This is a genomic window from Paraflavitalea sp., assembly GCF_059502485.1.
Genome location: NZ_JCACET010000004.1, coordinates 153,323 through 175,858, shown reverse-complemented (window position 1 = coordinate 175,858; position 22,536 = coordinate 153,323). Strand labels below are relative to the sequence as shown.

Here is a 22,536-nt window from a genome sequence, read left to right as displayed (position 1 = left end):
GATATGTCATCTTTAGACCCTGAACAGCATTTAGTCAACATTAACAGTAAAGTAATTGCCTCCCTTGCCAAACTATCGGAGGTATTTTGGGTGTTGCTGCAAACGCAGGCGCAACGTCATGGCCTGAGTGGAACGCAGCTGCAGTTGTTGCTCTTTATCAAATTCCATCCTGCTCCTCACCAGCGGAAGGCGGCCTTTATGGCGCGCGAGTTTCATGTGACCAAGGCCACGATTTCCGATTCGATAAAAGCGCTTGAACAAAAAGGGCTCATTCAACGGAGCAATGATGTGAATGATTCACGCAGTTTCATTCTTTCGCTTACACCTAAGGGTGAAGGGCTGGCTGCAGCGGCAGAAAACTTTACCAGCCCGCTCGATGCCGGTGTGGATGAACTGCCGGCTCTTCAAAAGGAGTTATTGCTGACTTCTGTATTAGACCTGATCTACCGGCTCAATCAGGCCACTATCATTTCTACACAGCGCATGTGCTACAATTGCCGGTATTATGGTGGCAACAGAAGGGATCATCATTACTGCAATTTGCTCAATCAACCGTTGGCTGTTGCGGATCTAAGATTGGAATGTCCGGAGTTTGCTCAGTGAGATAAGCGCGTTTAGTCAGGCCGCTTTGAGCGGCCTGACTGTTAAACGCAAATTATCAGGATTTCTTTCTTGCCTTCATGGCATCGAGGACGCCTTGCTGGCGGGTAAGTTCTTCGGATTGTTTTGCCTGATCGATCTTGTTTTGCTCGAGCTTTTGCTGCAGGTTCTTGATCTTTTCTTCGAGGTCTTTTTGCTCGTCGATCAGGGACAGGTTCTTCTTAGTGGTTTTCTTCATTACGTCTTCCTGCGCCAGTATCTGCACATCGAGGTGATGGGCTTCAACAGAGGGTGTCAACTGGTTTAAAAATTCTTTGGCCTCGTTGATCTTGTGACGGTCTACACCTGAGCGAACACCTACGTTCTCACTGGGTCTTCCTACCAGCAGGTATACTACGGTAATATCTTTCTCTTTGCGGCTTTTGCGCTCTACTTTGAAGTGCAGGTCATTCAGTTCTATGTCTTCTTCGGTCAGCTTCATGCTGCGGAATATCTGGAATCCTTTGCTTTTATCGCTTTTGCCGCCTTTTTTGGAAAAATGCTCTGCAATGGCTGCCTCTACTTCTTCTACCGGGTAAGGTAGTTCAATGACAGCCGCTATCTTGTCTCCTTTGGTGTGTTCTACTTTACCTTCTGAAGCTACTACCTGTGCATCGGTCTGAACGCTGTATACTGTGAGTGCCAGTACGAACAGCAAGGGTAAAATTCTACGCATAGATGCTTGATTTTTGGTTCTGGCCCGTGTTCCCACGAGCCAAGGGTGTTTATTTGGTATATTAAAGATACTTTAAAGCATAAACGTTGCAACCCGGCGTTATACAACTTTACTATGGGTCGCTAAGTGATCATAAATGTTACTTTCAAAAACAGCTATTTAACGAGCACTTTGAGGCGCTATCCCTTAATTTTGGCACTACAATTCAAAATCACGTATAGTTGAGCATTAAGAAATTAGCTGGTCAAACGCTCTGGTATGGCATTCCCCGCATTGTCAGCAGGTTCCTCAATTTCGGCGTCAGCCTGTTGGGTTTCCAGTTGTTCGACCCTAATGGCTCTTATCCCTACACTCAGATATACGCGGTAATACCTTTTCTGACGGTTCTCTTTACATATGGACTCGAAACGAGCTTCTTTCGTTTCGCGCAAACCCACGATCGGCAAAAATTATTTAATACGCTGAACATTTCGATCTGGGTTACGACCATCCTTTTTACGCTGTTGTTGTTCATTTTCAAGGGGCCGCTCACCAGTTTCATCGAAATGGAGAAGTACCCGGAGTTTGTGACCTGGATGCTCCTGATCGTGTTCTTCGATACGCTGTATACGATTCCGCTGGCCAAGCTGCGGCTGGAAGAGCGTCCGCGGAAGTATGCTTTTGTGAATGTCTTTTCGATCGTTCTGAATATCCTCATTGTTCTGTTCTTCTTCTATATAGCCAAACCTGCGCATGAGGCCGGGGAAAACTCTTTCCTGGCGCTCTTATACAATCCCCGCATCGGTATTGGGTATTTTATCATTGCCAATGTAATTGCCAGCGGCGTCACGCTGTTGTTGCTGTATAAAGAGTTTACTTCTTTCAAGTTTGTCTTTGATAAGGGGCTATGGAAGGAGGTGATGCATTATTCTTATCCGCTTATTATTGTGGGTTTTGGCGGCATGATCAATGAGATGTTGAGCCGGGTGATCTACCGCAAGGTGCTGGATGCAAGCGCACGCCAGGCAGAGTTTGAACTGGGCGTATTTGGGGCCAACTATAAGCTGGCCGTGCTGATCACCATCTTTATCCAGATATTCCGGATGGCGGCGGAGCCTTTTTTCTTTAATCAATCGCGTAGTGAGGGGGCTCAGAAGATGTATGCGCGGGTGATGAAACTATTCGTGATCGCCTGCTGCTTTATGTTCCTGGTAGTAGCTTTATTCCTTGACATCTGGAAAGGACTGATCGCTTCCACGCATCCTGAATATGCACAGGGTATTCATATTGTGCCTATCTTATCGATGGGCAGCATCTTCCTTGGCATATACTATAACCTTTCTATCTGGTACAAGCTCACCAACCGCAATATGATGGGCGCCTGGGTTACGCTGGGCGGCGCTGCGATCACCATTATCCTGAACATTTTCCTTATTCCTCTATATCATTACACTGGTGCTGCCTGGGCTACTTTCCTGTGCTACGGGTTTATGATGATCGTGAGCTATGTACAGGGACAAAAGTATTACCCCATCCCCTACGCCCGGAAAAAGCTCATTACCTACCTTGTCATCGTTACGCTGTTCTATATTATTCATGAATACCTGATCGTACATTTCCTGGTGCCCAAGAGAAAAATGGATTGGACGACTGTTTCCTACCTGACATATTATGGTACTTCCCTCCTTTTCTTTGGTCTTTTTACCCTTCTTATCATGAAAGTGGAGCGGAAGGAATTGAAGAAAATGCCTTTTATCGGCAAATACTTTTAGCCGGGAAGACGGAAAGGCGTTAAAAAGCCAGCAAGTTTTTTTGCCAAATTGGCATATTTTTCGTAAGTTTAAGGAATGTCTATTATGCTTTTCAACAGTTCTACCATATTCTCCTGTCGCGTCTTCTTCCTGCCCCCAACCGGGGTTCAAAAAGTGGTCCGCTTAGCTTTGGTTTAGCTTAAGTCTAGCTTTAGTTTAGTTTTGGTTTAGCTTTAACCTTCAGTATCTATACAGCAAACCTGAAGTATCCATACAGCTGAGGGTGGGTTGGTTTTCTATTTCCCCTGAATAAATCTGCCAAAAAGACACTCCTACTAAAACACTATTTAGCCTGCTCTTGTACATAAGGGTTCGTCCTTTTTTCCTTTCCGACTGTTGTTTCCGGGCCATGCCCTGAATAGACTACTGTTTCGTTGGGCAGGGTGTACAGCTGCTCCCGGATGCTTTGGGCCAGGGTGTCAAAGTTGCCTCCGGGCAGGTCGGTGCGACCAATACTTCCCCGGAACAGGACATCGCCACTGAGTATGAAGTTTTGCGCAGCGCAGTAGAAGCTGATGTGACCGGGGGAATGGCCTGGGGTAAAGAGGACATCGAATTTGTCGTCACCCAACCTAATCGTATCTCCTTCCCGTAAATAGATCAGGTCGCCTTTGTAATTATCGAAGGGAAGCCCCCAGTTCATACCTGAAACCGGCGCATAATCCAGTACTACTTTTTCTTTTTCGTGCAGGTGTAGGGTTAACCCCCAGGTATCATGAACGAACTTGTTGCCGAATACATGGTCGAGGTGACAGTGGGTATTTAACAAATATTTAGGGGAGAGGCCGGTTTCCTGAATAAATTCTTTTAATTCATTGCGTTCATTGCCAAAATAACAACCAGGATCAACAATGCAACACTCGTCCTTTTCGCCATAAATTACGTAGGTATTTTCCTCGACAGGACTGAATGTAAATTGTTTTATTCTAAGCATATAGGTAGTATTAGGCCAATCGAATTTTTTTTAACCCGGGTATCTGGTATTGTTTTAACTTTAAAACATTAATGACAGGATATGCAATTTCAACAGATTAAGGCATCCGCAAAAGTATTTTTAGGTTTTATTGTTTCCGTACTGCTTTTGCACCTGGATGTGAGTGCTCAGGTGAACACTGTGGAGTTTGGTAAGAACCGGGTCCAATTCCGAAAATTCAAATGGGAATATTTCCAATCGACCAATTTCAACACTTACTTCTACGAAAATGGCAAAACGATCGCTAACTATGTTATGCAGATCGCTGAAGAGGAATTGCCTGCCATCGAACAGTTTGTAGAATATGGCCTGCAACGCCGCGCCAACATTGTCATTTATAACAATTTCAATGAACTGGAGCAGTCGAATATCGGCCTCAACCTCGACTGGCAAACTACCGGCGGTATCACCAAGCTGGTGAACAATAAGATGATCGTTTACTTCAACGGGGACCATGCGGACCTGCGCAGGCAGGTGCGTCAGGGTATTGCCCGTATTCTTGTCGACAACATCCTGTTTGGTGACGACCTGGGTGAATTTGCTGCCAACCAGGCGCTACTCGACCTGCCCAAATGGCTGGTGGACGGGTATGTGGATTATGTAGCTGAAAACTGGAGTACCGACCTTGACGATAAACTGAAATCGGCCATGTTATCGGCTGAATTCCGGAATTTCTATCAGTTTGCTTTTGAAAAACCACTGCTGGCTGGTCACGCTTTCTGGCATTATATCGAGGAGAAGTATAAGAAGGAGAATGTTACTTATTTCCTGTACCTCGCCCGCGTGTACCGTAACCTCAATAGTGCTGCGCAACGTATCTGTAAAAAGAAGTTCAAGGATGTGTTGAAGGATTTTATGGAGCAAACGGCCGAGAAGTACTACAATGATCTTAAGGGAAGAAGGAATGCTCCCAAAGGTAACGTGATCCTCACCGAAGATGTAACACACAACCGTGATTATATCCGTTTCACTCCCAATCCTGCTCCGCGCAGCCAAACTTATGCAGTAGTGGAGTTTGTAAAGGGCCAAAACCAGGTGGTGTTGTATGAGAACTTTGTGGACAGGCGTGTACTGTTGAAAAACGGCGTACGCTCCATGGAAAATGAGATCAACCCCAGCTATCCGCTCCTGTTCTGGGATGGAAAGGGCACGCGCCTTGGTTGTATTTATTGGGAAGAAGGCAAGGTGAAATTGTTTGTGTATGACATGGTGAAGCACTACAAGGCTATCAAAATGGAGATCTCTCACTTCGAGCAGATCACCAGTGCCAGTTTCATGCTGAATTCCAATACCATCCTGATGAGTGCCGTTCGTAAAGGACAGCCGGATATCTTTATCTACAAGATAGAAGAGGATACTTATGAGCAGGTGACCAATGATTCTTATGCCGACCTGGATGCTTCTTTTGTGGCGTTCCCCAATAAGACGGGTATCATTTTCGCCTCCAACCGCCCCAATGCCACTGCACTGGGACGCGATACCGGTATCTCTACCAACCGTTATAATATTTTCCTGACCGACGTTTATAATAAAAGTGAGTTCCGTCAGATCACGCAGCTGAGTAAAATGAAGTATGGCAACGCCCGCTATCCGGTGCAATACAATACTTCTCACTTTACTTTCATCAGTGATGAAACTGGTATTGCCAACCGCTTTGCCGGCTTCTTCACTACGCGCCGCGCTGGTCTTGACAGTGTTTATCTTGTAGGTGATGAGATCTTGCGTAACCCAACTCCTGAAGACCTTGACTCTACACTGAAGGCCTGGGGCAAGCCTGCACCTGATTCTGTATTTGCGTACTCTGTTACGAACGATTCAGCTTATGTATTCCCCATTACGAATTATCAAAGTGGTCTTGTAGAAACCAAGGCTGCCGGCGACAATGGGCAGGTAAGTGAAGTAAGGCAGGAAGGCACCATGAAGCTGGTGTACAGGCTGCGTGTGGATCAAACGGCTTTGCAGCGCAGGAATGTGACTCCCAAGCCTACTGATTATCGCCGCCGATTGATTGCAGCGGAGAGGCTCACTGGCGGACATAGCCAGGAGACAATAATACAAGGAGATAGCAGTGCCCGGAAAAAGGCCGATGCCTTTTTTGAAACTGGCTTTGAACCGGAAAAACCGGATACTACCAAAAAGCAGCAGCCTACTTCAGTGATCGATCCTTTCCAGGAACCTGCGGAGGTAAAAGAAACTGTGGCACAAAAAGCTAAATTGTTCCCTTACCGGTTGAAATTCTCCATGGATAATTTCTCCGGTGGTTTCAATAATGATGTATTGATCACCCGCTACCAGCCATTTACCGGCTCGTTGCCTATCCAACTGCAGAGTGGCGGTGCTTTCAATGGTATGTTGAAGGCTTCGGTGTTCGACCTGTTTGAAGACATCCGTTTCACCGGCGCTATTCGTTTGCCTCTCATTGGTGGCGGTGGTGGCGGGGCCAGCATCGGCACAGGTGGCACTACCATCTTTACGCCTGTGAACCAATCTTTATTTGATGGTGGCGGCGAATGGTTTGCCCGTATCGATTACCTGAAGAAACGCATGGATTATTCTTTGGTGTACTACCGTAAAACGGAGATCGGTGGTGTGCAGGCACAAAATGGTACGGTGATCAATGTGTATGAAGGTAAATCGTACAGCAACCTGTATCAGGGTGTTATCAAATATCCATTGGATAAAGTGCGCAGTATCCGTATCTCTGCCGGTGTGCGTTTGGACCGTGTGGTGGTGCGTGGTACACAGTTCGATACTATTACGCTGAAAGCACCCGATCTGAATAAGCAAACCTGGGCTGTAACGCGCATCGAGTATATTCATGACAATGCCATTCAAAAGGCTATGAATATCTGGAATGGCGTGCGTTATAAGATCTTCATGGATTTCAATTCCCAGATCAATAAACCAAGGGAAGGTTTGATCAAGCCTGGCCGTAACATGTTCAATTTAGGTTTTGATGGCCGTTACTATCACGCTATCTACCGCAACTTCATCTGGGCGGGTCGTGCTGCTGCCGATTTCTCCTGGGGTAATCAGAAGGTTATCTACTACCTCGGTGGTGTAGATGGCTGGATGTTCCCCAAGTATAATAGTCAGCCCAACCCTGATCCTTCCAATGATTATGCTTATCAATCACTGGCCGTGAACATGCGCGGCTTCCGTCAGAACCTTGCTAATGGCAACAATTCGCTGATCCTGAATAGTGAGTTCCGCTTCCCGATTTTCAGCACACTGATCAATCGTCCTATCAATAATGCATTCCTGCGTAACTTCCAGGTGGTTCAGTTCTTCGACCTGGGTAACACCTGGAATGGTGACATTTTCGATGGTGGTTTCAAAAACTTTGAGCGTCCTCAACAGACTTATTCTGATGACCCCAACGATCCTACTGTAACGGTAAGGATCAAAGCTGGTGGTATCGGTCCTTTTGCCGGCGGTTATGGTTTCGGTGTGCGCAGTATGCTGCTGGGTTATTTCCTTCGCCTCGATGCCGGCTGGGAAATGGGCGGGTTCTTCAGGGGCAAGCCTGTATTGCATTTTGCGATGGGTGTGGATTTTTAACCATCTGAACCATGATTTACTTGATTTAAAGGATTTTGAGGAAAATATAAACGCAAGAGGCTACCAGATTGGTAGCCTCTTGCGTTTTGAGGTTCAGACAAAAATGGCGCTGTAAGAATACAGCGCCGTGTCCAACTTAAACCAACCGTTATGTAGAAGGGTATAACGGGCAATGTTTACATGATCATCTTACTAATTTTCTTGAGGGTTGTGTATACCAGGATCATCAGCATGGAAAAGCAGATGACCATGGCCCAGGCTTCGCGGTACTGCAGCGGATGCCATATCAGCTGTGCGATATCAGCCACCAGTGCAAATGGATTGGTAAGTACATCCCAACTATTGAAGCGCAGGTAGCGACCAATGTATACTCCAAATGCATTGAGCACCATCACGGGGTACAGGAATACCCAATCGGTTTTTCCGGGCAGGTAGAGCTGTATGATCTTTTCCATCTGCCGAACAGACAGGATACCCAACATCAAACCGTTCCAGGCAAAGGAAATAATCAACGCGAGGTCGAACCACAGTGGCGCCCCATCGTGGCCGCCTAAATGAAAGAGATCGGTCAGGATATAAAAGCTGTTGGGAATGAACAGCATCCATACTATAAATACGGGTACGAATTTGCGCCAATAGGCGGCCCAGGATGGCGTTCGCGTCAACCAGCCTGATATAAAATATGGTATGTAGGCCAGGAAGAGGTTCCAGATCAGGAACAGGAAATCGCGCTCGCCGGTATACACTACTCTTGCCAATACCATCAGGGAACCGAATAGCATGGAGAGTGTCATGATACGATCTACTTCGCTGCGCAAAAACAATTGGCGGTACTGCCACAAGGGTCTTACTAAGTTCTTCATGTTTTTAATGTTTAGACAAAGCCAGAGGCTTTGAAATACCCGTCACCAGCCAGAGGCTGGCGACTTTAGATTTATTAGAATATTTTAGGAATGAAAATAATGCTGCCGGTTATCAGTGCTGTAATGGCTGCTACCAGTACGGCGCCTGCTGACAGGTCTTTGATGAATTTGATTGCCGGCTTTTTCTCTGTGGAAATAAAATCCATGGTGTGCTCGATGCAGGTGTTGAACATCTCTGCTACCCACACAAATCCAACAGCAAATACCAGCGCTATTTTTTCAGTATTTGTGAGGTCCACCACAAAGGCCAGCACTGCTACAGCTACTGTTGCAATGGCATGGAGCCAGGCATTGTGTTCGCGCCGCACAAAGGCTATGATACCTTCCCAGGCATATCCAAAACTCTTTGCTCTGGCCTTGATTGAAAATGGTGCTGGTTTCATATTTATTAAGTTATTCGTTATCAGCAATGGAAGTACTGTTTACTGCATCGGAAAACGCCTCCCGGTCCAGGAGCAGGGTTACTATCATCGCTGCAATTGTTGTTCCCGTTAACAACTGCAGCCACGGATCGTGTAGAGAAAAGTCGCGTGAAGTAGTCCAGCTCATAAATGCATAGAATAAAGCCACACATACACTCACAATGCAGCCAAACCAGACAATCCGTACATTGGCGGAATAAGGGAAACGCATAATAAATTCCATCAGCAACCAAATCAGCAACCAGCCAGGCATGCCTATAATGTATCCTGCCAGGCAAATGATAGCTGATACTACTGCCAATTCCATATCTCCCGTACCAAATTGTATCAGCGTGAAAAAAACAGCGTTTAGTGAAACAGTAAGCGCCCATATTCTAAAACTGGAAGACAGGGTTGACATATAAATGGTTAATGGTTATTATGATCTTTTAAATATCGTGCTGTTGCTGCATCTGCATAGTTCCAGGAAAGCCAACTCAGGTGTGATTGCTGCTGCAGGAACAGGTCTTTCCGTGCCAGTATCTGTTCTACGAAGCAGGTATCACAGTTTTTGCTCCGGCTCCAGGAGTCAGTTTCGCTATCTGAACCAGACGATTGCCGGGGCGTAGCTGCCTGCACTTTTTTAAATGCCTCCAAGTTGGCATCCAGCAGGGGTAGTGTTTTGTCGGAGAGGGTGAGCAGGAATTCTGCATCTAATGGTACGCGGTCTTTCCGCTGCAAGTTGTAGCTGGCGATGAATTCATCCCAGTGTATGGTAGAAGCCAAGACCAGCAAGACTATACCAGCCCAGGCATTTACCCGGAACAGGAAGTAGGATGTTCTCTTCTGCCATATCTTAATGAATACAGTAGCCAGGCCAATCAACACCATCAGCAAGAAGAACAATACGCCAATTCTTTTATAGGCAAGGCCGTACCGGGCTATGTAATAATAGTCGCGCAGCAATACGGAGATCACCAACACACTGTTTTGAACGATCCATGCATAAGCACCGAATTTCAGCCACTTGTTCTTACGATAGAAGTTGAGGTTTCCTTTGAAGAAAAACAGTACGACCAACATGGCCAACACAATGGACATGATCAACAACTCTGTTCCTTCGTGTACCATCTTATAGAGGAACACATCTCCCATGTAATCGAAATCGAACCACAGGTAACTGACGTCGATGATATTGATCACTAATAGCAATGCGTTCAACAAGAGCAAGGTGATCACGCCGGTAGTATTTTCGTTCTTCAACGCCAGCATGCCCCGTGCAAAACGGCCCATCACCGTTTCAGCAAATGCAAAGGATGTTTTTTGTATCCGCTTCTTCCAGGGCAGGCGGGTACGCTGCAGATCATCTTTTCGCGTGCTTTCCTTGCCGGAGAAATAATTGAGCCGGCTGCGCAGCAAGAGGCATCCTGTTACATAAATACCGAATACCAGGAACAACAATCGCTGGGGAGAGAATACATCAAATACAGATGTAAAGAATTGGCCAATATAATGTTCTACCCTTGCTGTGATCTCCTGGAAGACACTATTGGACAATGAATAAATGATAAAAAAAACAATGACCAGCAGTACGGGTATAATTGCAAACCTGATGATCCGGGATATATTCCTACGTTTCTTTCCTGTGGTCTTCTTTTGTTTGAATTGTTCGCCGATCGATGCTACGCAAAAAACAATGTTCAATAATACAGAGCCGCCGGCAAACCATACCGACCGGTGGACGTATTCTGTAAAACCAACGATCAATAGTAAGGTAGTAATGAAAGCTACTTTACTAAGTAGTGTATTGTGCAGGATGATCATAGCCAGGCAGATGAGGTGGCCAAATACCAACCACCTCACCACAGCATTTTGCCTGGCGTTGGCGTATAAGTAGAAGATTGCTGCCAATATAAAAGTGTCAAAGAAAATGGTGTTGATGCCCAGTTTTTCCTGCCAGAATACGAGGCTGAACAATATGCCTCCGGCTATGACCAGTATCCATTGTGATATTTTCTTGTTCATACGGTTGGTTTGTTGTTGTGCGTTCAGATAATGATTGCCAGGCTTTACCTTTTTACCAGGACGGCCTGGCAATCGTTCTTTCTTTTTTGTGATTCAAGAGTCAAGTACAGGCTCTAATTCTTACTGCAACAAAGCCAGAGGCTTTGAAATACCCGTCACCAGCCAGAGGCTGGCGACTGAGTTGGGATTACCTTTACTTTTCATGGGGCATACTTCTTTAAGAATTCTTTGAATCGTTGCTGTCGTTGTATGTTTTGTATTTCCTGTTCCAGTGTTGCACGGCTGTCGGCTGTTACATTTACCAGGGCATATTTGGTATTGTATTGCAAAGCATCCCAGCGCCAGGTAAACTGATCGATCGTCTGCTTCGTGCCGTTGTCGTACCACCAGGCGGTATAAAGTGTATCCTTCTCCTTCTGCAGCAAGGCCATGTATACGCTTTGCCCATTCACGTTGCCTTTTTCTACTTTCCTAAATTCGTACCCACTACCCCGCCAGCAGATCATCGGATTGTGGTCGGCACTATAAAATCCTTTGATCGGCTTGATGTATACCAATGACTGGCTATTCTCCAGTTTGAACACATCGGTAATGCTTTGCACGCGATACCCCTCTACTGTTGGAGTGGTGGTCAGCACATTATTCGTCGCAGTATCGCGTTGTACTACTCCTCTTGCCGCAACGATCATCAACACTGCCAATACTGCGTGTACAACGATCTGTTTTACTTTGCCAGTTTTAGCATCAGCTGCTATACTGATCACTGTTGTTTTGCCAAACCGGCTGATCACCCATTTTGTAACATACACCGCAGGCAAGACCACATACACCAGCAGGCAAATAATTCCCATCACTTCGTGCATCGTAGTACCGGGCATTATATTGAACTGCACCAGTGCTATTATGCGGATGAGGTTGGATATTATATTTAAACCGGCTACCAGACCCAGCAGCAGGATAACCTGCCACCAGGAACCGGTCCGTCCATATTTTTTCTGATAGATTGCAACCAGCAGCACCTGCAACAAGAGTGAGGTCACCATCATATTCAATCCCATGCAGGCAGGGTCTACGGAAAACTCATTTTGACCATAATAGATCATGTTGCCTTTTACCTGTACAACGCTGCCCATAAGCTGCATGGCCTTACCTGCCACTTCAGTTAATTGCAGGCGTATGGGGAAGCTGAATATATCGGCCAGGTATTGGAACATAGGGCTCATCATGCCGATCACCACCAATGGCAAGAGGTTGGTTTTGCCGATAAAGTTTTCGACCACAAACATCACTGCCAATGCAGCCGCGATATAGAAAAGGGTGTTTACCGGTAACCATATGCATAATACAGCTATCGACATGGCCGCCCAAGCGTATCGTGTGTAGCCTTTGTTTCCATAGCGGATGGTGGTAACTACTGGCAAGGATATCAGGCCCAACAACACGTTTACCGACTTCCACATGATGTGTGTGTGCAGCGCGTAGATCAACAGCACTGCGTAGAACAGGAAGGCTGCACAGGCCCAGCCGATCGTACGGTCTGGCCGGCTGAAGCGGCCTGACTGGTTCGGAGTTGCAAGCCGGAGGCTTGCCAATAGCCTCACTCGCCGGAGGCGAGCGAGTGATTGCCCCATTGTCTTGTTGTCTATCATGACCTATTCTTTTGGAATACGGGTTTGAATTTGATGGTCAGCACTACCAGCACTGCGATGATGATCAATGCCCATTCGTGTGGCTCGGGTACTGCTCCTTTTGACTGCAGGGATGCGTTGCGCAAACTGTTCTTACCTTCTTCGATGCCAAAGCGTTCGTAATCTTTCTTCGTTTCCAGCACTACCAGGCTCGACACCGGCGATACTACATAGGCTTTCACTGCTTCCTGTACCACGGAATCTTCTACCGGCTTGTTGGTCAGCAGGCCACTGCCTGTCTTTTGCATCACGTGGTTGTAAGCAAAGAGGCGCATGAGGTGATCGGGGGCAGCTGATGGCAAGGCTCCGTCCTGCTCTCTGATGATCATGCCGGCATCGTCGATGACGATCTGTTCATCATTTTCTATGGGTTGGGCAAATATCTTTTTCTCCAGCAGTTCTTTCAGCAAAGCTGTTTCTCCCTGCTCATAATTAAATGTGCGATACTCTTTCAATGATTTCAGGTAGGGGGATAATTGGTTGCCGATATTGAACACGCGCACTTTGCCATTGACAGCGAGATAGCCTTTTAACTGCTCCATATAACGGCTGTCAGCAAGATCACTCAGGTTGGGCGATTCAACAGGGTTTTTAGTGATGAGCAAGGCTGTTGCCGGATCTTTGATCTCAAAGAGGGGGAACAGACTGAACTGTGTTTCCTGTAATTGTTCAAACAGCTGTTTCCTGTTATCGGCCGTCACTTTCTCTAAGCCGTTGTTATATACGAACACAGGCTTGTCTTTTACCAGGTCGTATATCATTTCAAACTCTGCTCTTGTCCATGACTTGTTGACATCGAGGTAAACTGCCTGTGCGTCGAAAGCCAATCGTTGTGGATGGTAAGGATGAACTGTATATGTTTTCCCATCGAAGCTAAAAGCATTGGTAGAGAGGGGCTGTTCGTTCAATTGTATTTTCCAGTCTGGCTCATATTTACCGGAGCGTTTCCAGGTACGCTGGCCCGTGCTACTGAACACGGCAGGGGTAACAAGCTCGTTTGGCGCCTGCTCAAAATTCAGTGTCACCTCTTCTGTGGCATTGTTCGATGCAGGTCCATCGAACCAGATGTTTTGATATACCAGTTTGCCCTGTTGTTTAATCAATGGCGCCGTGATGCCCAGTTTAAACTTGCGGCTTTGGCCTGCCACCACCGGGAACACGCGCACGGAAACGGTGTTACCTTCCTGCCAGTGCACTACGGATGGATCACGTCGTTCACGTCCTACAATTGTTTTATAGGCTGTATCTGCTTTGCCTTTGGATGTCAGTATCCCTTTTTCTTCGCGTCCTTCTATCCACAGGGAAAGGGCCGTGATCACTGCACCTTCCGGCAAGCGGAAAGTATAAACGGCTTCCTGCTGATCGTTCCAGCCACGGGTCATGGCAGCATTTGTAACAGTGATCACTTTCTCTGTGTAGGCTAATCCAAACTGCGGCCATACCTGTACGGCTGAGGTAATATATTCCGTGTAGAGATCATCACCACCCCACAGGCGTTCCTGTGCCTGGTGGCGGGAGTCGTAGATTGATTCCAGTATTTTGATGCGGTCTTCATCCTGCAGGTTGGGCTTGCTGGCAAAGAAGGTAGCGACCATCACCAATGGATCATGTTTCTTTGTTTCCCAGCCTCTGCGTGCAGGCATTCTCCAAAAGAGGTCGCCCATGTCTCCTCCGCCGTTGGCAGCGGTTGAATATACCAAGTCGGCTTTCAATGCTCTTTCGGTGATATATCCATGTGATGTATGCTGTGCTGCGGCTATCCATTGGGGCACGCCATTGCTTTCGGCTACGCCTGCTTTTCGATAGGTGGTGTTGATGGTTTGGGTAACGCTCGCCCATTGTATCGTAAATATTATAGCGACTATCGCTACTGCACCGGCGCCACTGGCAAAGCTGTACCAAAGTTTTTTGTCTTCACGGCTTACTTTCAGCATGAGCTTGATGGAGAATATGAGGAAGAGCAGGGGCACACAGGCATGGAGTGATATGCCCAGTACAAAAAACAGTGCGATCCCCATGATCGTGTATGGTATCAGGAAAAGGGACATATAAGTAAATAGCACTACCGCCACACCCAGCAACGCTATCATGGTATGTTTTGCCCAACGGGGGAGTATGTCGAAGAACTTAAATAGTATATAGTTTACACAAAGGATGGCCTGCAATGCTGAGAACCAGGCCACCGGCTCTTCGAAAAGGGTCATATCGCGGTTAAGCGACCAAGCGCCGATGAGAAAGAGGATGAACAATATAAATAAAGGAATCAGGCCTTCGCGTCCTTCCCGCAGCCTGCCGCTTGCACAGAGTGCGATGAAGTACCCGATGGTGCAGCCAAAGTTGACTACGAAGTAGCCGCTTACACGATCTGCCGGTACGTCCATAAGCAGGGGCAGCGAGAACATAAGAAGTGAGATGGCGATGACTATCAAGCCAACGATGTATAGCTGATCTTTTAGTTTTGTAGTGAATTGTTTCATATAAGGCGTATTATAAAGTGCTTTGTATTGCAAAGTGAAAAGGCAAAAAAAATATTATTTTACTCCCCTGATCATATTTTCCAGTGCTTCAATGTGCTCTTTGAATGCTTTTTCTCCTGCCTTGGTAATAGAATAGGTGGTATTGGTCTTCCTGCCGATGAATCCTTTATGTACTTTGATGAACCCATTTTCTTCGAGGTTTACCATATGGGAGGCCAGGTTACCATCGGTAACTTCCATCATTTGCTTCAGGTCATTAAAGCTCACCTCCTCATTCACCATGAGGATGCTCATGACCCCCAGACGTATGCGGCTGTCGAATATTTTATTAAGATTTCCAATCGGGTTCTTCATCGTCACTTTTTTAGCTTCGCCGGCAATCGGCAGTCGACAATACCGGCAATGCGTTTTCTTCGAGCCTTTAGCGTTCGTATTTCCACCACATCATAGCGCCATATATAATATGCAGTACGCCAAAGCCTGCGGCCCAAAAATACAACCCCTCGTTTATTATCCAGAGATTCAGTATCCCCAATATTATTTGTCCGTAGCCAAGGTACCTTACTTCGCCCAGCGTGTATTTGGAGGCATTGACCAGGGCTAAGCCGTAAAATATGAGGCAGCCGGGCGCTACCAATTCATAATATCCAAATTGCAACGCCCGCAGGATCACGATGCCACCCACGACCATCGGCATGATGGTATTCCAGGCCAGTCGTTGTACTGTACGATCCCATAAGGGTACTCCGTTGCGCCTGCTGCGTATATAGGTAAAGAAAAAAGCCGATATAAAAGCTGCCACAAAAGTGACAATAGCTATCAGCAGCAGGTCAAAAAACAGATCACCTGTATTACTACCAGTACTGCCGCCTCTTTCGTATTCGCCAAGCCCCCCTGTATCGCGAACAACAAAGCTACCCAACCTTGTGTGGGCTGCCCATGCTCCTATCAGGGCGCAAATACCCGCACTGATACCACTCCACCCGCTCAATGAGATAAAGCGTGATGATCGCTCCATTATACGTTTTATGTCCTGTAGCGTTTCTAATGGTTGGTGTTGGTGGTCCATATAAAGCACTTTGTAGTACAAAGTAGGTGCAAATAATCCATATTTGCAAACTTTTCTCGCGTTACCCCTGTTTTTTGATGTTTTTAACAGTATCCGATAGGGGTCTTAATCGTATTTTTGGTCATTAGTGTACAAATCGCGCGCGTGAAGAAATTTTTATCGAGTATAGCCTGGCTTTGTTGCTGCTTATTAGTGTTTCAGGCCTCCCAAGGCCAAACCAAGATCCTGCGGGGCGTTATCAAAGACGCCCACAGTGATGAACGTATCCCTTTCGCTTCCATGGAATTCCGGATAGCTGGTACCGGTAAACTAAGTGATTCGGCCGGCTCTTTCTCCTTTCGTTTTGATCAATGGCCTACAGATACTATTAAAATCACTTATGTAGGTTACCAGGATTTTTTCCTGGTGATCGACTCTAACCTTGTTAAAAGGGCTAAAGACAACATTATCGATCTGAGTATTTTGTTGGAGAGAGGTAAGCTTACGTCTGAAGTGGTGGTACGGCAAAAGATCGATCGTGGGTTGCTGATGTGGAAACGTATTGTGCGCAACAAGCCGCGGAATGACCGTTACCGGTTTGACAATTTCTCCTATGAATTGTACAACAAACTGGAAGTCGATATCAAGAATATCAAGAAGGAGAAATGGCAAAACCTGCCTTTTGTCAAGAAGTTCAATTTCGTACTGAATAATATCGACACTACTGAAGAGGGCAATACGTTCCTGCCTATTTACCTTACAGAGGCCATCTCTGATTATTATTACCAGAAATCGCCCCGCAGGCGGCGTGAGGTGTTTCAGGGCACGAAGACGCTGGGCATGAACAATGAAAGTGTTTCGCGTTTCCTGGGTGGCATGGACCAGAACATCAATTTTTACAGCAACTTCATTCCTGTATTCGATAAGTCGTTTGTGAGCCCCATCAGCGATAACGGTGATAATTATTACCGCTACAAGGTGCTGGATTCTCAAATGGTGAATGGCCGCCGGCTGATCCACATGTCTTTTACGCCTAAACGAAAGGGTGAAAATACTTTTGAAGGTGATTGCTGGGCGCATGATACTACCTGGGCTATCCAAAAGATGAACCTGCGGCTTTCGAAGGATGCGAATATCAATTTCGTCGATAAGCTGAGTCTTATACAGGAGTTTTCACTGATTGATGATACCACCTGGTTCCTTACACGGGATAAATTTGTAGTAGATCTGTCATTCGCGGGCGAGAAAGCACTGTCGGCCATTGGCAGAAAGAATACTACTTACCGGAATATTAAAGTGAATGATGCTTCGGTAGTGACGGAGCTTAGCAAGAACAAACTGCTGGAAGAAACTATTTTGCCTCTTAATGCCCGACAGGCGCCTGATTCTTTCTGGGCAGAATCACGTCATGAAGAATTGACTACGACGGAACAGAAGATCTACCAGACCATCGATACGCTGCTGAAGATGCCGTCTTTCAAGCGAACTGCCCGCACGCTTAATTTTATCGGCAGTGGGTATATGAATATTGGCAATTATGAGATCGGTCCCTGGTTCAACTGGATCACCGGCAATCAGCAGGAGGGTTTCAGAACCCGTTTTGACCTGGCTACTAACCGGCACTTCAGCAAAAAGTTCCTGTTTCATGGTTATCTCGCTTATGGTTTCAAAGACGAGAAGTTCAAGTATCAGCTTGATGGGATGTATCTTTTCAATAAGAATCCCCGTACCTATATCTTTATTTCTCACAAGTATGACTTCGACCGGGGCCAGCAGTATTACGACGAGATTACCCAGGATAATATCTTCGCGCTGGCCATCCGCAAGGCTGGCGTGCCTATCAAGTTCCTGATGGTGGAAGAAACCAAGGTCGATCTGTTTGGCTCCACCAAATCGGGTTTCTCTGTTACACTCAGTGGTAATCATAAGAACTTTAATCCCGTAGCTAATATTCCATATAAAAAGCTATTTGTGGACGACAAGGGAGATTCTTCTATCAGCACCACTGAAGCTTCTATCCGCATCCGCTATGCTTACCTGGAAAAATTTCTTGAAACTACCTTTAACCGGTATAGCCTGGGGAGTGACTATCCTATTGGTGAGATACGTTATACAAGGGGATTGAATGGTGTGCTGAATGGCAAATACGATTATCATAAGCTGAGTGCCAGTATTTCGGATTATTCCAAGATACCGCCTTTTGGTACGTTGTATTTCAATGTATTTGCCGGACGTACCTGGGGCAAGCTGCCGTATACATTGCTGGATGTGGCACCGGGTAATGAGATATACTACTACAACAAGTATGCTTTCAACCTTATGAACCGGTTTGAATACCTGCACGACCGTTATGCCGGCATCAACGTTGAGCATAATATCGGCAATGGCCTGTTCCGTTTTATCCCGCTGACGCGGAAGCTGAAGTTCCGCCAGTTCTGGACTGTCAAGGCGCTGATTGGCAGCCTGAGTGACGAGAACAGGGATTATAATATGCCAGCCGGCTCGGATTATAAGTTTGAATCGCTGAATGGCAAAACTTATGTAGAGGTTGGCACTGGTGTTGACAATATCTTCAAACTGTTCCGCGTAGATTTTATATGGCGTGTGGCTCCTACTCCATTGCCTCCGGAAAAGGTGAAACGCTTTGGTGTGTTCGCCAGTTTCAGGTTAGCCTTTTAATAGAAGTTCCTTTGCTTCGTTGGCAGATTTCTCACTCCGCTATCGCTCCGTTCGAAATGACAAAACAAGGGAGGTTTGAAATGACAGTGTGTGTAAATGAATTATGGTTCTTTATCGTATTGTTCTACTTCTTTTAAGTATGCTTTGAGGTCGGCATCGATCGTAGCTGCATTGTAATCTTTATCCCAATTTACCCCAATGGCTCCTGCCCCCGTCATTACACCAGCGGGCTTTAATGAATAAGGGCCTGCAATGCCAAGGTTGATTATCTTTTCGTCTTCGTAGGACATATCTATTTTGTACAGGTAAAATTTCTTACGAACTCCTTTGTACACCATTATCCGTTCTCCGATAAATGTCATTTTCTTCACTTCATTGTCTTCGCTTGCAGAGGCATATAATTCGCTTTCTGCCAATGCCTGCTGGGTAAGGTGCTGTTTGGGGAATAATGCCAGCTTATTAATTGTTTTAAGCTCATTGTACAGGTAAAAACGTTGCCCTCTATCGGCGGCCAGCTTCAACATCTCTGCCGCCGGTACCGGCTGGCCCACCTTGAGCAAAGCAAGAGCCGCTGTATACTTCACATCGAGGTTAGCTTGAGACAGAAATTTACGCACCCACTGGTTAGCAGCAGGGTCTTTCATCTTTGCCAGCACCCTTATCAACGAGTGGAAATTATAATACCAGGAGTAATTCTCCTCCCTGTTTGTATTGTTAAGTGCCGTTTCCGCCATCTTAAACAACCGCTCTTTGTGTTCCAGCACTAACCTGGTATCTATCAGACTGCTATCCAATAACTCTTCTACCGCGGATATCATATTAGGACCGGCCAGTGAATCGCTCAATAAAGGCAATAGTTCCGGTAAGATGGTCGACGTTAATTGTAATGTATCACTCAACAAACCAAAAAACGCCAGGGGATTTCCAGTTTGTGGCGTATGCTGTAGCAGCAACTCTTTCGCCAACTGATATGATGAAGCTGTGGCATGGTTGGCCAGTATGCCCAACATATTATAACGCAATCTTTCTTTTTCAGACGGCAACAGTTTCCAGGCTTGCTTCACAGCCTCCGGCGTAGTCTCGTCTTTTAAATTGGTTATTATCGTAAATAGCATGTTGTTTGTATTGGCATAATCCAGTGAATCATCCAAGTACGTTTCAACCATGGCTTTATGCAAGAGAGGCAGGTCTGCTTTGGTGAAGTGTACGCGACTTAACTGATCTTTCGCTTCTGTAAAAATAGTGGAGTCTTTCGAGTGGAGGTCTTTCAGTAATGCTACTGCTTTCGATGTAAAGATGGTAGATTTAGTTTGATGGTTCACCCTAAATTCTTCGAGTAGCTTGCGGGTATTTTCCTGTGACATGATCTCCGGTGGTCCAAAGCTATAGATCTCGAAGAGCGTATCGCCTACGATCAGTAAACGCGTTTTCCTTACGTTGTGGTTATCGCCCAGATCGATTGTTATTTCTGCTCCTTTGTAGCCACTGTTGGTGACCCATTTAAAGCTGATCAGGCTATCATCGTAGTCCAGTATACCGTCGGCTGTACGCCGTAATAAAGAGGTATCACTATCTGTCCAGTAGTTGGATGAATAGGGTGTTTTGTTGACGTACCAGGTAGCGGGCGCCACGGAATCATATATCTCAAATATTATCCGTTTATCAGCGGGCTCTTCGGGATCGGAATATATGCTCACGGGGCTGGCCGACCAAACGGAGAAGCTCCCATCCGGCGCTGATTGTTGTTTCCACTGGCTTTCCTTGTGTGGTAAAAGCTGAAACGAAGAAAAGAAGTTGTCGATGGCCTGCTTATTCTTTACCGAATCTTCGAAAGTAGCAAAGAGGTAATATATGCGGTTGCCCCTGTGCAGGTTCAGCACTTTGTTGTAGTAGGTAGTTTTATCTTGTGATGAACTAAACTTCAACCACATGGCCGGATATTGCAATACTGTATCGAGGCGACTGCTCAACAGATGCATGTCTTCATTGCTGTCTATGAAATCTCTGTAGTAATTAAAAGTGTTCGTGTCGCCTACGAGATAAAATCCTTTCTTCATGTCCTGTATCATGCATTGGAAGTATACATTGTTCTTGAGGTCAATGGAAGAATACAGGGTTGTAATCGCATTGGGCACCTGATCGTCACTCAATTTCACCGCTGGCTTTCCCGGAAAACGCAGGGAAAATGCATGTTGTTTGCTGGTGTATACTGACCAGGGAACATAGTTGGACAGTGCTTTTTTATGCATGACCAGCGAGCTAAAGAAACGTTCTGCACTTGCAGAACGGACAAGGGTGTCTATCGAGGAGCTCACCATGGTCATGTATACCATCGGTGGTTGTACATAGCAACGTACACGATAGATTGCTTCGGGTCCCTTGGCCAGCATTTCGGTTCCTTTTATACCGTCTTTTTCAATCTTACGGTTTTCGGTAACCCGGGCCTGCTTACTCATGTTCTTTACCATCTGTACGATCATAGTATCGATGTTCAGGTCTTCTGTGCCTTCAACACCCATGGCCAGGTATACCAGGTTGGCGCCGATGTCTACGTATACTTTCATGTCCATGTTAGCGGTGAGCTTTCCGGCGTCCTGTGGCTGTCCGGGCAGTTGAACTGTAAAGGCTTTGTTTTGAGAGGTAACTGTTACCCAGGGCACATTTTTTACTGCAAACTGATAGGTGCTGGCAGCAATGTGTTTGGATGAAATTACCGGCTGGACCGTGAACCCCAGCCTTCGCAAATAATTCACAACGCCCGAATCGCCTGGCAGGTGGCCACTACCTACAGCGAAGAATGTACTTCTGATATGTGCGAGGCTATCTATACGCCGCGCCATTTTACGGTTACGCCGCAGCAAGACTTTGTCGACGAAAGCCTCACCTCCTCCCGCCGCTATATCTTCCAATCCTTCAAGGTCTTCCGCCAGATAGATATTGATCATCTTTTCCAGCATGGCCTTGCTACTCTTATAGTCATTGATAAAGTCTTCCACGTATTCTGAAAGGGGCTCTATCTCTTCTGCCAATCCTTTTTGGTCGTCTACATCTTCAATTCCTCCTACCCACTTACCCTGACGTTTAGCAGCATCATAGAACCAGGCGTCCATGAAGGACTGCATGTGTTCTTTTCCTGATCCTTTTGTGAGCTTGTAGTAATAATTCCTGAACTCATTTACTGTGATGACTTCCGGGTTTCTACCCAACCGTTCCTGCAATTTCTTTTTCATCCGCTCGAAATCTTTTGCGCTCACCGCTTTTTTCAGCAGGCCTCTGTTTTCCAGTCCGTCTTTGAGCACGGAACTCATTATGGAATCCGGGTCTACCTCCATGGCATATCCCTCACAGGCTTCCAGGGCTGCATATAGCGAATCGCCAAAGTTGAATACCCGCTTATCTGTCAAGTGTATCGTGCCATATAGCCAGGATGGTTTGGTGAGTCCGTTGCCGGAAATACGCCATAATAGCTTGTTTTGTATGGGTTGTTGCGCACAAATTGTCAGTGGCAGCATGGCCAGGGCCAGCAGCAGGAAGCAGGTAAAGGGGGATCTTTTCATAACGGTAGTTGCTACAACGAAGAAACGAATCGATTAGTACAAGATAAAATTAATTCGGGATGAAGTTTACATGGAAAGGCCCCACGCTTGTGCGCGGGG

Annotated in this window: 15 protein-coding genes; 4 read left to right on the top strand and 11 right to left on the bottom strand. The window is 46.2% G+C overall.

Annotated elements, in window-relative coordinates; all coding sequences use genetic code 11:
- Positions 1-3 precede the first annotated feature (3 nt).
- Positions 4-603 carry a MarR family winged helix-turn-helix transcriptional regulator gene (locus tag AC5JBY_RS00755; RefSeq protein ID WP_495902623.1) on the top strand — a complete coding sequence of 200 codons (600 nt, stop codon included), beginning with the start codon at positions 4-6 and terminating at the stop codon, positions 601-603.
- Positions 604-658: 55 nt separating this feature from the next.
- Here AC5JBY_RS00755 and AC5JBY_RS00750 read toward each other — a convergent pair whose 3' ends face one another.
- Positions 659-1,315 carry a hypothetical protein gene (locus AC5JBY_RS00750; RefSeq protein ID WP_495902622.1) on the bottom strand — a complete coding sequence of 219 codons (657 nt, stop codon included), beginning with the start codon at positions 1,313-1,315 and terminating at the stop codon, positions 659-661.
- Positions 1,316-1,536: 221 nt separating this feature from the next.
- On the opposite strand from AC5JBY_RS00750, the gene AC5JBY_RS00745 reads away from it, so the two are divergent.
- Positions 1,537-3,066, top strand: a complete 1,530-nt coding sequence (locus tag AC5JBY_RS00745) for a lipopolysaccharide biosynthesis protein (RefSeq protein ID WP_495902621.1) — start codon at positions 1,537-1,539, stop codon at positions 3,064-3,066.
- A 322-nt stretch (positions 3,067-3,388) separates the two neighbouring features.
- On the opposite strand, the gene AC5JBY_RS00740 is transcribed toward AC5JBY_RS00745, so the two are convergent.
- Entirely contained in the window at positions 3,389-4,039 is a 651-nt protein-coding gene (locus AC5JBY_RS00740; protein WP_495902620.1) for an MBL fold metallo-hydrolase, read from the bottom strand.
- Between the two features lie 81 nt (positions 4,040-4,120).
- Here AC5JBY_RS00740 and AC5JBY_RS00735 point away from each other — a divergent pair, with 81 nt between their 5' ends.
- Positions 4,121-7,639, top strand: coding sequence for a hypothetical protein (locus AC5JBY_RS00735; protein WP_495902619.1), 3,519 nt, complete (start codon positions 4,121-4,123; stop codon positions 7,637-7,639).
- Between the two features lie 176 nt (positions 7,640-7,815).
- On the opposite strand, the gene AC5JBY_RS00730 is transcribed toward AC5JBY_RS00735, so the two are convergent.
- From AC5JBY_RS00730 to AC5JBY_RS00695, 8 genes are all read right to left on the bottom strand, one after another.
- Positions 7,816-8,502: a DUF1361 domain-containing protein gene (locus tag AC5JBY_RS00730; RefSeq protein WP_495902618.1), complete on the bottom strand. Its 687-nt coding sequence runs from the start codon at positions 8,500-8,502 to the stop codon at positions 7,816-7,818.
- 74 nt (positions 8,503-8,576) lie between these two features.
- Positions 8,577-8,945 (bottom strand): diacylglycerol kinase, encoded by a 369-nt coding sequence (locus AC5JBY_RS00725; protein ID WP_495902617.1) that lies wholly within the window; start codon positions 8,943-8,945, stop codon positions 8,577-8,579.
- 10 nt (positions 8,946-8,955) lie between these two features.
- Positions 8,956-9,384, bottom strand: a complete 429-nt coding sequence (locus AC5JBY_RS00720) for a hypothetical protein (RefSeq protein ID WP_495902616.1) — start codon at positions 9,382-9,384, stop codon at positions 8,956-8,958.
- A gap of 8 nt (positions 9,385-9,392) precedes the next feature.
- Positions 9,393-10,988, bottom strand: a complete 1,596-nt coding sequence (locus tag AC5JBY_RS00715; protein ID WP_495902615.1) for a DUF4153 domain-containing protein — start codon at positions 10,986-10,988, stop codon at positions 9,393-9,395.
- A 200-nt stretch (positions 10,989-11,188) separates the two neighbouring features.
- Positions 11,189-12,637 (bottom strand): exosortase N, encoded by a 1,449-nt coding sequence (gene xrtN, locus AC5JBY_RS00710; protein WP_495902614.1) that lies wholly within the window; start codon positions 12,635-12,637, stop codon positions 11,189-11,191.
- Positions 12,634-15,153 (bottom strand): XrtN system VIT domain-containing protein, encoded by a 2,520-nt coding sequence (locus AC5JBY_RS00705; RefSeq protein WP_495902613.1) that lies wholly within the window; start codon positions 15,151-15,153, stop codon positions 12,634-12,636. Before AC5JBY_RS00705 ends, xrtN begins: the two co-directional genes overlap by 4 nt.
- A 54-nt stretch (positions 15,154-15,207) precedes the next feature.
- Positions 15,208-15,507: a winged helix-turn-helix domain-containing protein gene (locus AC5JBY_RS00700; RefSeq protein ID WP_495902612.1), complete on the bottom strand. Its 300-nt coding sequence runs from the start codon at positions 15,505-15,507 to the stop codon at positions 15,208-15,210.
- A gap of 67 nt (positions 15,508-15,574) precedes the next feature.
- Complete coding sequence (locus AC5JBY_RS00695; RefSeq protein ID WP_495902611.1) at positions 15,575-16,222, bottom strand: hypothetical protein; 648 nt, start codon at positions 16,220-16,222, stop codon at positions 15,575-15,577.
- A 144-nt stretch (positions 16,223-16,366) separates the two neighbouring features.
- Between AC5JBY_RS00695 and AC5JBY_RS00690 the strand changes: the two genes are divergently transcribed.
- Positions 16,367-18,880: a DUF5686 family protein gene (locus AC5JBY_RS00690; RefSeq protein WP_495902610.1), complete on the top strand. Its 2,514-nt coding sequence runs from the start codon at positions 16,367-16,369 to the stop codon at positions 18,878-18,880.
- Positions 18,881-18,981: 101 nt separating this feature from the next.
- Here AC5JBY_RS00690 and AC5JBY_RS00685 read toward each other — a convergent pair whose 3' ends face one another.
- Positions 18,982-22,437 (bottom strand): TraB/GumN family protein, encoded by a 3,456-nt coding sequence (locus AC5JBY_RS00685; RefSeq protein WP_495902609.1) that lies wholly within the window; start codon positions 22,435-22,437, stop codon positions 18,982-18,984.
- Between the last annotated feature and the right edge of the window lie 99 nt (positions 22,438-22,536).

Coding starts and splice junctions, on each gene's coding strand:
- AC5JBY_RS00735 (WP_495902619.1), top strand. CDS start 4,121: ATGCAATTTCAACAGATTAAGGCATCCGCAAAAGTATTTTTAGGTTTT.
- AC5JBY_RS00750 (WP_495902622.1), bottom strand. CDS start 1,315: ATGCGTAGAATTTTACCCTTGCTGTTCGTACTGGCACTCACAGTATAC.
- AC5JBY_RS00695 (WP_495902611.1), bottom strand. CDS start 16,222: ATGGACCACCAACACCAACCATTAGAAACGCTACAGGACATAAAACGT.
- AC5JBY_RS00730 (WP_495902618.1), bottom strand. CDS start 8,502: ATGAAGAACTTAGTAAGACCCTTGTGGCAGTACCGCCAATTGTTTTTG.
- AC5JBY_RS00725 (WP_495902617.1), bottom strand. CDS start 8,945: ATGAAACCAGCACCATTTTCAATCAAGGCCAGAGCAAAGAGTTTTGGA.
- AC5JBY_RS00720 (WP_495902616.1), bottom strand. CDS start 9,384: ATGTCAACCCTGTCTTCCAGTTTTAGAATATGGGCGCTTACTGTTTCA.
- AC5JBY_RS00755 (WP_495902623.1), top strand. CDS start 4: ATGTCATCTTTAGACCCTGAACAGCATTTAGTCAACATTAACAGTAAA.
- AC5JBY_RS00705 (WP_495902613.1), bottom strand. CDS start 15,153: ATGAAACAATTCACTACAAAACTAAAAGATCAGCTATACATCGTTGGC.
- AC5JBY_RS00685 (WP_495902609.1), bottom strand. CDS start 22,437: ATGAAAAGATCCCCCTTTACCTGCTTCCTGCTGCTGGCCCTGGCCATG.
- AC5JBY_RS00740 (WP_495902620.1), bottom strand. CDS start 4,039: ATGCTTAGAATAAAACAATTTACATTCAGTCCTGTCGAGGAAAATACC.
- AC5JBY_RS00715 (WP_495902615.1), bottom strand. CDS start 10,988: ATGAACAAGAAAATATCACAATGGATACTGGTCATAGCCGGAGGCATA.
- AC5JBY_RS00700 (WP_495902612.1), bottom strand. CDS start 15,507: ATGAAGAACCCGATTGGAAATCTTAATAAAATATTCGACAGCCGCATA.
- xrtN (WP_495902614.1), bottom strand. CDS start 12,637: ATGATAGACAACAAGACAATGGGGCAATCACTCGCTCGCCTCCGGCGA.